The organism is Clostridioides sp. ZZV15-6597 (assembly GCF_020657815.1).
Lineage (GTDB): Bacteria > Bacillota > Clostridia > Peptostreptococcales > Peptostreptococcaceae > Clostridioides.
Window position 1 is genome coordinate 65,965 of the sequence record NZ_JAGWCT010000006.1, and the last position, 12,683, is coordinate 78,647.

Below are 12,683 nucleotides of genomic sequence, written 5' to 3' on the forward strand. Positions count from 1 at the left end.
ATTTTTATTTTTTTAACAATATACAAGCTTTAATTTTTTAATTAATCTAAGAAATTTACACTGTAATCTTTCAATTTGCCATTATCATATGTTATCTTTGCACTAAAAATTTTGCCTGTTTTAGCCCAATCTAAAAATAACCTGTCACCTTCCCACATATTTAAGTCAAATATTTTATCATTATCAACCCAAAGTAATTTACCTTCTTTACAATCATCTAAATCTTTGCTAGATAAAGTTCCTTCAAATTCATCTGAAAAATACAAAAACATATACCAATCTTCTTCATCTTTAAATTTTGGAAAAGTTATCAGTCCTTTATATGTTAATGACTTAATAGTAAGACCTGTTTCTTCTTTAACTTCTCTGATTATACATTCTTCAGGTGTTTCTCCCTGCTCAAACTTTCCACCAACACCTACATATTTACCTTCATGTACATCATCTTTCTTCTTATTTCTATACAACATTAAAGTCTTACCATCTTTTTCTATATAACAAATAGTCGTAAGTTTCATATAATTCGCCTTACTTTCTCTTTTCTATTTTTTATTTACTCATTTTCATTGTTTTCAAGTACATCACTAATATTCTTCATTGCATTAAGAGAAAGCTCAGCAAATTCATCAAATGGAATACCTATATCTTCTATACTTCTCATTGCATCTCTATTTACATTTGAAGCAAATCTTGTTTCTTTCATTCTTTTAATTACAGATTTTGTCTTTACACTTGTAAGTTTTTTATCTGGATAAACTAAAGCTATTGCAGTTATAAATCCAGTTATGGGGTCTGCTGCATATATAGCTTTTTCCATTAGGCTAGTTCTTGTAACTCCCATACCATCATGATGACCAAGTATTGCTCTATACATTTCTTCATCACCAAAATTTTCTTTTTTAAGAAGTTCTACAGTCGTTGTTGCATGACCTTCACAGATTTCTCCTGGCTTTCTTCCAACTATATCTGAATCCAAATCATGTAAAAGACCTGCAACTGCCCATTTTTCTTCTTTTTCTGGCTCTAGTCTTTTGGCTAAATCTTTCATAACTGCTTCAACTGCATAGCTATGTTTTCTCATTCTATCAGTTTCTAAATACTTAAATAAAATCTCTAAAGCTTCTTCTCTCATTTTCAGAAATCCCCCTGTTTTTTCATAGATATGATATTTTTTTATATTAATATACATAAATTCAAGTTTTTTTATATATTTATGTATATTTTTCATGTTATATCTATTCTACACCTTTATAGTAGTGTCCTGCAACTGTTCCAATTTCGTCCAATTGCTTATATAAATTAGTAGCTTTTTCTCCAAGTTTATAATTATTGTTTAAAACCTCAATATGGGCTTCAATAACTTTTTTTACCATTTCACTATTTTCCACTGTAAAATCTATTCTAAATACATCTACTCCAATTTCATCTAATTCATAAAGATTGTCCAACATACAAGTGACCTTTGAATTGTAAATAGTGCTTCTACAGAATATATCTTGTGTTATCCTATAACTTGCATCTGTAAAATCTCTTAGAGCATAACTGCTCTCCTTACATTTAGCTACTCTCTTATCTTTTTTACAATCTCTAACAACAACCCCCATAGGACAGTATTCTGTGACCATCATAGGCGTATATCCATATATCACTGCTTCAATTTCTGCATCTGTATATTTTAACGTTTGTTCAATCTCACTTAAATTTAACTCTTGTGATAAACAAACCGTACTTGCTCCTACATCCCTAAAGTGATTTATACTTTCACTATTAAAAGAGTTCAAATAGCAATCTATATTTAGATTTTTATCTTTAAAATAATCCATAGAACCCCAATTGCCAACTTGAATTTTATTAAACCCTTTTATGTTATCTAATACTTCAAACTGTTTATATTCTCTATTTCTAATAATTCTTGGTGCTGAATAGATTAATCTATCTTCAAGACTAGGTATTTCTTCACTTGAAGCCATTTCCAAAGCTTCAGATAACGTGTTTATATCTTCATAATAAATTAAATCTACATTATATTTTAGTACTGCTTCTAATTGCTCTAAATTCTTAACTTTAACTCTAAGTTTAGGAGTTGTATTAAATTCTTTATGTCGATTTATTTTAATTAGTCTGTATTTTAATTTGCTTTCCTTAAATTTTCTATCTTTTATCTTTATTCTTTCTTCATCCAAAAGCTCAATACAATCTCTTCTCATTTGATTTAATATACTTATAGGCATACTTACACCTTCATCTAAATCAATTTCTATATCTTTTAATTTATAAGGCGTATTTCCAAGTTTTTGAATCTGTGTTTCGATTTTTTCTTCACTTAAAGCAACCTTTATAGCTTTTTCAGCTACCTTTTCACCCTCTACAACTGCTTTATTACCACAAAAATCACTTATAGAAAGTACTGGTTTTTCACCCAATTTAATACTTACTTTTGCACTTATGTTAGTTTTTATAAGTTCTTTATCTTGCTGGAATGTAGACTGTACTTTGTCCATTAATTCACTGTCTGAAGTCTTGAATATAAGTTGATTTCTCTTTGCTTCCCCAATAAAATCTAATTCGATTAAATCTCCTTTGTGTGCTATTGTAGTTATCTCTCCATCTTTTATAACTCTTCCAATAGTCCCTCCACCTAAGTTGATTCCATCGCCTTTTTTAAGGGTATTCTCTAGTATCACTCTAAGTCTCTTTGTTTTTCTATTATGGTCTAAAACTTTTCCAACATATAGACCTTGATTGTTAGGTCTATCAGAATTCATTATATCCTTACCAACTTCACCTAATATATATCCTTTAGTAAACTTTCTATTGAAGATAGTATACAAATTATTTATTATTTCCTCAGAAACATTTATTTTATTCTTACTTATAAACTCATTAATCGCTTCTCTATACCCTGAAACTACAGTAGCTACATATTCTGGCTTTTTCATTCTTCCTTCAATTTTTAGAGATAATACTCCTGCTTCGATTATTTTATCTAAATCTTCTATAGTACTTAAATCTCTAGGACTTAATAAATACTCTCCATTACTATTTACTACTTCACCTGTATTTATATCTATTAACTCATATTTTTGTCTACATGGTTGTGCACATCTACCTCTGTTTCCAGACCTGTTTCCTATCATACTACTCATAAGACATTGACCTGAATAACATACACATAAAGCCCCATGCACAAATACTTCTATATCTACAGTTGTATTTTCACAAATCCATTTTATCTCATCAACATTTAATTCTCTTGCCAAGACCACTCTATCAAATCCTACACTTTGAAGGTATTTTACATCCTCTAATGAATGAGCTACCATCTGAGTACTTGCATGTAATTCAAAATCAGGTAGTAATTTTTTTATAAGCCTTGCCATACCTATATCTTGAACTATTAATGCATCAATATCTATATCATATAAAAATTTTACATACTCGACAAAATCATCTATCTCATACTGTTTTATCAATGTATTTACAGTGACAAATACTTGTACTCCTCTTATATGACAATATTTAACAGCTTCAATCAGTTCATTTCTATCAAAGTTATTTGCAGATGCTCTAGCACTAAAGTCTTTTCCACCTAAGTACACAGCATTTGCTCCATTTTGTACTGCTGCTTTCAGTGAATCAAAAGAGCCAACTGGTGCAAGTAATTCTATTTTTTTCATATTTTTCTCCTCTATTTATACTTATTAGGTTAATATAATTATATCTATAACATAAATATTTACATTAAATTTATACACTATTTACTATATAAAGTATATCAAATAATGACTCCATTTTTTTATCAATTTACATTAAGTTAATTTTCATTAAATGAATCATCTTTATTGATAAACATAATTCCAAAGACTACTGCCAAAATAAAGAAACATATTAGGATTGATTTTTCTACAAAAATTCTTGTAAAAAAAGTACCTAAAATAGCTCCAAATATAAAGAATATAATAATAGAATAATACTGCAAACTCTTTTTTATCATAAAAATATTCTTAGTCTGTATATAATGAAATAATGTTTCTGTCGCACTTCTTAAATTTCCAGTACACATTGTAGTTGCAAAACTATTTCCATTTACCTTTCTAAAACTCTCTACTTGCATTGAAGAAATAAAAGAAATAGCAATATTTACAAACATATTAAATTGCCCTCTAGGTACAAAAGAAACCACAAGTATTGTAATCATTTCAATTATAACGATAACTTGACGCCAATGAATTTTAGAATTCTTTTTAAAGTACTTTCTTATTTTCTCTGCTATAAATACACCTAACATAAATGCCAAAATAGGAATCAAGTAATAAAAAGATTTTTTTATATTACCTTCTGCTATATTAAGTCCTAGTAAGACTATGTTTCCAGTCTGTGCATTAGCAAATACTTTTCCTCTTACTACATAAGTATAAATATCTAAAAATCCTCCTATTATCGCCAATAAGGCACATAAGAAGAATGATTCAGACATCTGGCTCTGTTTTGTCATATATAAACATCTCACTTTCTACTGATAGATACCAAATCAAAATTCTTTTAGATATCATTTTTTATTTTAATATTAAAATAAAATTTTATATTTGCATACAATGTATACACTAGTTATATATACATTATATGTTATTTATATTTATTATTTATAAATTAAAAGAAGCTGTCTCAAAAAACAAGAGACAGCAAATCTTTTAATTTATTCCACGTTTTTTACATCATTATTTAACCCTGTACATTTTAGCTGTAAATCATAAGCCTTGTTTTGAAACTCAGAAGCTAAATTTTCAGCTATAGTAGCTCTTTCATTTGATTCTTCAAGCTGAGCAGTTAACTCTTCTATCTTGTTTTTATAAGCATCTAACTCGGCTTTAGAGCCTTCTGTTGTATTACTAAGTTCAAATATTTCTTGCTTTTTATTCTCTATAATCTCAATTAACTCTTTCATTTTAGCTTCAGTTTCACGATTTTCTGCTTCTTTCTCTGCTATTGTAAGTTTTAAAGATTTGATTTCTAATTGAAGCTCTTCGTTAGATGAACCAACCTTCTTGCTCAATTCTTCATTAGCTTTAATCAACCTCTCATTTTCATCTGAACATTCAAATAAAAGGTCTGATATATTTAATGCAGTTAATATTGCAGCAACTGATAAGCTTAGTTTCGGGTTTTGACGTGTTATCTTATCCATTTCTTTATCAACAAAATCAGCAATACTAATCATAAACTTCTCTGACTTGTCTCCAACCATTGGATACTCAACGCCATGGATTTTCACCATTACTTTGTTCATCCTAACCTCCCACGACATTAGTTGTTAATTTGATCTTAAGTTAGCATTCAATTTTTCGCTTAATTCACTTAATATCTTATCATGCACCTTAGCTACTTCTTCATCTGTTAGAGTCTTATCTTTACTTCTATAAGTTATTGAATATGCAATTGACTTATATCCAGCTTCTATTTGAGAACCTTTGTAAACATCAAATAATTTGTAGCTTTCTACTAATCCTTGACCATTTTCCTTTATTATATCTTCTATTTGCTTTACAAATACATCATCCTTAACAATAAGAGCTATATCTCTTGATGTAGATGGATATTTTGGTAATGGCACATAATTCTTTGTTCTATCAGAATTATCAAATACAAAATCAATATCTATTTCAGCAACATAAACTCTTTGACCTAGATTGTAGTTTTCTATAACATCTGGATGCAATTCACCTAATGTACCTACATATTTATTATTATACACTATTTTAGCACATCTACCAGGGTGGAAGGTAGTATTATTATCTTGAGGTTCAATTTCATAATCTTTGAATCCTACATTAACAAGTACAGTTTCTATAGTTCCTTTTAATGCAAAGAAATCTACGTCTTTACCATACATACCTACACACATTCTATTTGCTTCCATAGGAAGTTCTGAATCTTGTGGTATGAATATATGTCCACACTCAAATGCTGATACTTCTTCTATTTTATGAGATACATTAGTTGATAAAACATCTAACATATTTGGTATTAAAGTAGTTCTCATTACAGAAGTTTCTTCTCCTAATGGGTTCATCAACTTAACAAAATTTCTCTTTATATTACCTTCTGGTACTCTTATCTTGTCAACTCCCTTAGGGCTTACAAATGAATATGTTAATATTTCGTTTAATCCTACAGCAGTTGAATTATTTTTTAGTGCTTCCATGAATTTTTGTTTTGAAGTTTTAACCCCTGCTGTTGTATTTCCTTCTAACTGTACAGAAGGTATATTTTCAAAACCATAAATTCTAGCTATTTCTTCCCATACATCAGCTTCTTGTTCCATATCTGTTCTGAAACTCGGTACATCTACTTCTAGCTTATCATCAGCAATTAAATTACATTTAAATTCTAATGATTCTAAAATTCCTACAAACTGTTCCATTGGTACATCTACACCTAAAAGATGGTTGATTCTTTGAGGATTTACCACCAATTTTTTAGGTTCTGGTTTATTTGGATATACATCAACAGTTCCTTTTAATACTTTTCCTGCTCCTAACATCTCAACAAGTTGTACGGCTCTATTTGCTGCTATTTCTGCAAGATTAGGGTCTAAGGCTTTTTCATTTCTTGAAGAAGCTTCTGACCTAATTCCCACTTTTTTAGCTGTCATTCTTATATTTTCTGGTTTGAAATTGGCACTTTCGAAAAGTACAGTCTTTGTCTTATCAGTTATTTCTGAGTTTGCACCACCCATTACACCAGCTAGACCAAGTGATTTTTCTCCATTTGTTATAACTAACATATCTTTGTCTAATGTTCTTTCAACATCATCTAGTGTTACAAGCTTTTCTCCATCTTTAGCAGTTCTTACTACTATTCTTCCTGTTTCTACTTGATTTATATCAAAAGCATGAAGTGGTTGACCAAGCTCTAACATTACAAAGTTTGTTATATCAACTATATTGCTTATAGGTCTTACACCTGCTTCTGTAAGTCTTCTTTGCATCCAATATGGAGAAGGTTCTATTTTTACATCAGTTACCATTCTAGCAACATATCTTCTACATAAATCTGGGTTATCTATCTCAACTTTGAAGTCTATTTCTTCATCACTTTCTTTTACTTCTATTTCCGGATATTTTACTTTTGTTCCTATAGTTGCAGCTGCTTCTCTAGCTATACCCATCATACATTTGCAGTCAGGTCTGTTTGAAGTTAATTCAAAATCTATTAAAGCATCATTTAATCCTAAAACATCTTTTACATCTTTTCCTAATTCATAAGAGTCTTCGTGGTCTAAAATATATATACCACCTCTTTTGTATTCTTCAATATAATGTTCATCTATACCTAATTCAGCTGCTGAACACATCATACCATCTGATAATTCCCCTCTGAAGTCAGTTTGTGTAATTTCAACTCCTCCAGGTAATTTAGAACCATTTACAGCTACTGGAATATAATCTCCTTCTGATATATTTGTAGCTCCTGTAACTATTTGAACAACTTTATCTCCAACATCTACTTTAGTTACAACTAACTTATCAGCATTTGGATGTTGTTTTATTTCTAAAATCTTTCCAACTAATATATTTTCTACTTCTTCACCATAATAATCTATTGTTTCAACTTTAGTTCCTGTCATTGTCATTTTATCAGCGAACTCTTTTACATCCATGTCTATATCAACATAGTCTCTAAGCCATTTTAAAGATACTAACATCTACACACCCTCCTAATTAAAATTGATTTAAGAATCTCATATCATTTTCGAATAATAATCTAATATCATCTATTTCATATTTAAGCATTGCAAGTCTTTCAACCCCAACTCCAAATGCAAATCCACTGTAAACTTCTGGGTCTATTCCACAATTTCTAAGTACATTTGGATGAACCATACCTGAACCTAATATTTCTATCCAACCTTCGTACTTACACATTGGACAACCTTTACCACCACATTTGAAACAAGTAACATCAACCTCTGCACTTGGCTCTGTAAATGGGAAGTTATGAGGTCTAAACTTAGTTTTGATATCAGAACCAAACAATTTTTCAACGAAGATATCCATAGTTCCTTTAAATTCTGCCATAGTAACATCTTTTCCAACAACAAGCCCTTCTATTTGATGGAACATTGGTGAATGTGTCGCATCTGGTGAATCAAATCTAAAGCATCTACCTGGTGCTATTACTTTAATTGGTAACTCTTGACTTCTCATAGATCTTACTTGAACCGGAGACGTTTGAGTTCTAAGTAATACACCATCATTGATATAGAATGTATCGCTCATATCTCTTGATGGATGGTCTTTAGGAGCATTTAATGCATCAAAGTTATTTTCTACTGTTTCAACTTCTGGACCTTCTGCTATAGAGAATCCCATTCCGATAAATATATCTGTTACTTCATCTATAATTTGAGTTATTGGATGTTTCTTTCCAACTTTCAATACTTTTCCAGGTTGAGTAACATCTATTACTTCTTCTCTTAATTTTCTTTCTTTTTCAATAGCATTTATCTCTTCTTTTTTAGAATTTATGCTAAGTTCAATATTCTCTCTTACATCATTGGCAACTTTTCCAACTACTGGTCTTTCTTCAGCAGATAATTTCCCCATCTCTTTAAGTATGGCAGTTATCTCACCTTTTTTTCCTAAATACTTAACTCTTAAACTTTCTACACTTTCTATGCTTTGTGCCTCTTTTATTTCAGCTAAAGCTGCTTCACGTAAAGCAAGTAATTTTTCTTGCACACATATCACCCTTTCGTTTTTTTGTATAAAAAAAGCCCCTCAATCCCTGTCTAGGGACGAAAGGCTATAGTTTCGCGGTACCACCCTAGTAGTTTAACAATCTAAAAATCATCAAACCACCTCTAACAAACTTAACGCGTTTTTCACGTCAAAGCCTACTGTCAAATTTCAGCTTTGTTACTCCAGAGGGAACTTCTCCTGACCTCTTAGAAAACACTCCCAGCCTAGGTGTTTATCTCTTTACTAAGTTTAATCAAAATACTTTCCTCTTTCATTGCATTTACAATATTATATTGTTTATTTTAGTATTATATCATTTATATTTACATTTTGTGATTATCTATATGATTATTTTATTGTGACTATTTTAAAGTACAATCACATAATATTTTTATCAATCATGTTTAAAATATATTGACTATTTTTGATACTCTACTATTTAATTCAAGATTATAACACGACATTATATTTATTACAATACATTAAATTAAGTATTTTTTTATTTCATACATCAGTATAGCAGAACTTATTGCGGCATTTAACGACTCAGCTTTGCCATATATAGGTATTTTAACCAAAATATCAGATTTTGATACAAGCTCTTCATTTATCCCATTTGCTTCGTTTCCTATCACCAAAGCTACTTTTGAGCCATAGTCTATTTTGTCATAAAAATTATCTGTATTTAAATAACTTGAAACTATATTAAACCCTTGTGATTTAAGTACATCTACAGTCTCATCTTGTAGGGCATTAATTATATTCATATCAAAAATAGAACCCATAGTTGACCTAATTACCTTTGGATTGTATATATCAACACATCCCTTTAGTGCTATTATTGCATCTACTCCAGCAGAGTCAGCAGTCCTTATTATGGTCCCCATATTTCCTGGGTCTTGTATTCTGTCTAAAATCAATACAAACTTATCTTTTTTATTTATACTTTCTTTTAAATTTTTTTCCTTAAATGAAACTACACCTATTATACCTTGAGTATTTTCTGTGTCTACAAGTTCTTTAAAATTTTTATTAGTAGTCTTATATACATTTGTGTTTTTTTTATCTAAGTTTTCTAATAGTTCCACGTGTTCCTTTTTATTTTCAAAGTCCTCATTGATAAATACATAATCAAGATTTGCATTACATTCAAGTGCAAGCACTACTATTCTGTACCCTTCTATTATGAATTTTGACTCTTTTGTTCTATTTTTTGACTTTAACAGTGCTTTAGTATATTTTAATTTTTCATTATCCTTACTGCTTATAGTTGTAATCATTTTATCTAAATGCTAACTTAATATTAGCACAACCTCCTTATCATTCTTTATCCTACTTTTAAAATCTTGATTTCGATTAAAACTCTATTATCAATTAAAATAAAAATAGTATCATATAACTATTCATAATTATATGATACTATCTACTTTCATTGCAATCAAATATATCTTAAATAATAGACTATCTTCTTCTAATTATACCCTTATTTCCAGATGTAATAGCTGTTATACTAGTATTTTGACCAATTATAACCAATATACTTCCAGCTGTAAGTTCCTCATCAGGAGAAGGTGTCACATTTATATTTTTACCAGTCTTGATGGCAAGCACAGTTATCTCATATCTAGCTCTAAGCTCAAGTTCTACAAGTGTTTTACCAACCCAATCATTTGGAGTTACGATTTCAACAATTGAATATTCTGGGTCAAGTTCAATATGGTCTAATATATTGTCAGAAACTAAATTATGTGCAACTCTTACTCCCATATCTCTTTCTGGGAATACAACTCTATCTGCACCAATCTTATAAAGAACTTTGGCTTGTAATTCATCTTTTGCCTTACATATTATCAACTCTACGCCCATTTCTTTGGCTATAAGAGTCGCCATTATAGATGCTCTTATATCAGAACCTATTGCAACTACTGCTACATCAAAGTTACCTAGACCCAATGATCTTAATGCTTGTTCCTCAGTAACATCCACTATAAGTGAATGCGTTACTTTATCAGATATACTTTGAACTGAATCTTCATTTTTATCTATTGCCATTACTTGATGTCCTAAAAGATGCATAGTAGATGCAACTGAACTTCCAAATCTCCCACACCCAATGACTATATATTGCTTCATCTCGAAACTTCCTCCCTAACACACAATTTGTATAATATCTATTAAATTAACTTTTATATAGATAAATTAATTTAATTTTTATATTTAATATTTTTGTTTTATTTGATTAATCATATCTAAATTTATTTTCTAGATTATTACTATCATTAGTTGATTTATTTAATTAATCACATCTAAATTTATTTTCCTAGATTATTACTATCATTAGTTGATTTATTTAATTAATCACATCTAAGTTTATTTTCCTAGATTATATATCATTATTAATCAATTTATCTCATAAATGCTACTCTATCCAACCATAATCTTCCCTTCTGCGTATCTAACTGGCTGACTCTTTCTTTTACCTCCAGAAAGTATAGCCATAAATAAAGTAAGAGAACCAACTCTCCCCATAAACATAAAGATTATTATTATAACCTTACCTAAAGCATTTAGGTTTGGACTTCCAGCTAAGCTTGAACCAACTGTAGCTAGTGCTGAAGTAACCTCAAATGCTGATTGAACTAGCGTAAACTTAGGTTGAGTTATTGAAATAATCAAAGTTCCAAAAATAACTGCGGATATACTAATTACAAATATCCCTAGAGATTTTTTTATAGTTGCTGGAGCTAGTCTTCTCTCAAAAGCTTCTATATCAGATTTTCCTGATAAAAAACTTCTAACTGTAATTATTAAAACTGCTAATGTTGTTGTTTTGATACCTCCACCAGTAGATGCAGGTGATGCTCCGATAAACATCAAAATTATCATTATAAATATACTACTTTCTCGTAAAGTAGCTAAATCAAGTGTATTAAAACCAGCCGTTCTTGCTGTTACTGATTGAAATATCGCTGATAATATTTTCCCTTTTACAGGTAATTCTGCCATAGTGGCCTTTTGGTTAAACTCTATAAGAAAAATAAATATTGCACCTACTAAAATAAGTATTACAGTTGAAAATAAAACAACTTTAGAATGCACATTTAATTTTGAAAATCTTTTTTTTCTTACAATATCAAGAACAACTGGAAATCCTAATCCACCTAACACTATAAGCGCGCAAATAGTCATTGATACTGTAACATTGTTTACATAAGAATTTAGCGATGTAAATGGCCCACTTACACTACCCATTAAGTCAAATCCGGCATTACAAAACGCTGATATTGCATGAAATATGCTATACCATATTCCTCTAGATAAACCAAATTGTGGAATAAAGACAGTTGATAAAACTAGTGCACCTATTCCCTCTATTGTTATAGTTATTATTAATACAAATCTTGTAAGTCTTACTAGCCCTGATAAATCTGCTTGGTTTAATGATTCTTGTATCAATAATCTTTCTCTTAGTTGTATTTTTTTTCGTGCCATAAGTGAAAACATTGTAGCTACGGTCATAAATCCAAGACCACCAATTTGTATCAATGTTATTATTACTATCTGTCCAAATAAACTCCAATAAGTTGCTGTATCTACCATAACGAGACCAGTAACACAAACCGCTGAAGTAGCTGTAAATAGAGCATTTAATAAGCCTATACTCTCTCTACTCTGTGACGATATCGGGAGTGTTAACAATATGGCTCCAATTAAAATAATTGCTGCAAACCCAGATACCATTATTTGAGTAGGTCGCATTCCATCTGCGTAGAGAATAAGTCTTCTAACTATTGTTTTCAACTTTCTTTATACCTCCTTAACATAAAATCATTACTGTTAAGACCTTTAATTTGTTTATTTTTAGAGCTTTCCTCTAAATTATTATTCTATTATAGTATAAATATTGTATAAAGACAATGATATGAATTTTTATAATTTTTG

General features: G+C 29.8%; 10 protein-coding genes and 1 other annotated feature. All 10 genes read right to left on the reverse strand.

Translation table 11 applies throughout. From position 1 onward, the window contains the following. Positions 1-41: 41 nt before the first annotated feature. The 10 genes from KGF52_RS02765 to KGF52_RS02810 all read right to left on the reverse strand — a co-directional run bounded on the left by KGF52_RS02765 (position 42) and on the right by KGF52_RS02810 (position 12,542). Positions 42-518 carry an 8-oxo-dGTP diphosphatase gene (locus tag KGF52_RS02765; RefSeq protein WP_227829455.1) on the reverse strand — a complete coding sequence of 159 codons (477 nt, stop codon included), beginning with the start codon at positions 516-518 and terminating at the stop codon, positions 42-44. 35 nt (positions 519-553) lie between these two features. Beyond that, a complete protein-coding gene (locus KGF52_RS02770; protein WP_227839067.1) occupies positions 554-1,132 on the reverse strand; it encodes an HD domain-containing protein in 579 nt (192 codons plus the stop codon). Between the two features lie 103 nt (positions 1,133-1,235). After that, positions 1,236-3,677, reverse strand: a complete 2,442-nt coding sequence (locus tag KGF52_RS02775) for a U32 family peptidase (RefSeq protein ID WP_227839068.1) — start codon at positions 3,675-3,677, stop codon at positions 1,236-1,238. 137 nt (positions 3,678-3,814) lie between these two features. Beyond that, positions 3,815-4,495 (reverse strand): YoaK family protein, encoded by a 681-nt coding sequence (locus tag KGF52_RS02780; protein ID WP_227829452.1) that lies wholly within the window; start codon positions 4,493-4,495, stop codon positions 3,815-3,817. Between the two features lie 201 nt (positions 4,496-4,696). Further along, positions 4,697-5,287 (reverse strand): cell division protein ZapA, encoded by a 591-nt coding sequence (gene zapA, locus KGF52_RS02785; protein ID WP_227829451.1) that lies wholly within the window; start codon positions 5,285-5,287, stop codon positions 4,697-4,699. A 24-nt stretch (positions 5,288-5,311) separates the two neighbouring features. Continuing rightward, positions 5,312-7,705: a phenylalanine--tRNA ligase subunit beta gene (pheT, locus tag KGF52_RS02790; RefSeq protein ID WP_227839069.1), complete on the reverse strand. Its 2,394-nt coding sequence runs from the start codon at positions 7,703-7,705 to the stop codon at positions 5,312-5,314. A gap of 16 nt (positions 7,706-7,721) precedes the next feature. After that, positions 7,722-8,741, reverse strand: coding sequence for a phenylalanine--tRNA ligase subunit alpha (gene pheS, locus KGF52_RS02795; RefSeq protein WP_227829449.1), 1,020 nt, complete (start codon positions 8,739-8,741; stop codon positions 7,722-7,724). A gap of 49 nt (positions 8,742-8,790) precedes the next feature. Next, positions 8,791-9,025, reverse strand: a binding site (T-box leader). 198 nt (positions 9,026-9,223) lie between these two features. After that, on the reverse strand, positions 9,224-10,021 hold the full coding sequence (locus KGF52_RS02800) for a TrmH family RNA methyltransferase (RefSeq protein WP_227839070.1): 798 nt from the start codon (positions 10,019-10,021) through the stop codon (positions 9,224-9,226). 181 nt (positions 10,022-10,202) lie between these two features. Then, positions 10,203-10,874 (reverse strand): potassium channel family protein, encoded by a 672-nt coding sequence (locus tag KGF52_RS02805; protein WP_227829447.1) that lies wholly within the window; start codon positions 10,872-10,874, stop codon positions 10,203-10,205. A gap of 291 nt (positions 10,875-11,165) precedes the next feature. After that, positions 11,166-12,542, reverse strand: coding sequence for a TrkH family potassium uptake protein (locus tag KGF52_RS02810; protein ID WP_227839071.1), 1,377 nt, complete (start codon positions 12,540-12,542; stop codon positions 11,166-11,168). Between the last annotated feature and the right edge of the window lie 141 nt (positions 12,543-12,683).

Excerpts from the sequence above, each read along its gene's own strand:
- KGF52_RS02765 (WP_227829455.1), bottom strand. The coding sequence starts at position 518 with ATGAAACTTACGACTATTTGTTATATAGAAAAAGATGGTAAGACTTTA.
- KGF52_RS02805 (WP_227829447.1), bottom strand. The coding sequence starts at position 10,874 with ATGAAGCAATATATAGTCATTGGGTGTGGGAGATTTGGAAGTTCAGTT.
- KGF52_RS02800 (WP_227839070.1), bottom strand. The coding sequence starts at position 10,021 with ATGATTACAACTATAAGCAGTAAGGATAATGAAAAATTAAAATATACT.
- KGF52_RS02770 (WP_227839067.1), bottom strand. The coding sequence starts at position 1,132 with ATGAGAGAAGAAGCTTTAGAGATTTTATTTAAGTATTTAGAAACTGAT.
- KGF52_RS02780 (WP_227829452.1), bottom strand. The coding sequence starts at position 4,495 with ATGACAAAACAGAGCCAGATGTCTGAATCATTCTTCTTATGTGCCTTA.
- zapA (WP_227829451.1), bottom strand. The coding sequence starts at position 5,287 with ATGAACAAAGTAATGGTGAAAATCCATGGCGTTGAGTATCCAATGGTT.
- KGF52_RS02775 (WP_227839068.1), bottom strand. The coding sequence starts at position 3,677 with ATGAAAAAAATAGAATTACTTGCACCAGTTGGCTCTTTTGATTCACTG.
- pheT (WP_227839069.1), bottom strand. The coding sequence starts at position 7,705 with ATGTTAGTATCTTTAAAATGGCTTAGAGACTATGTTGATATAGACATG.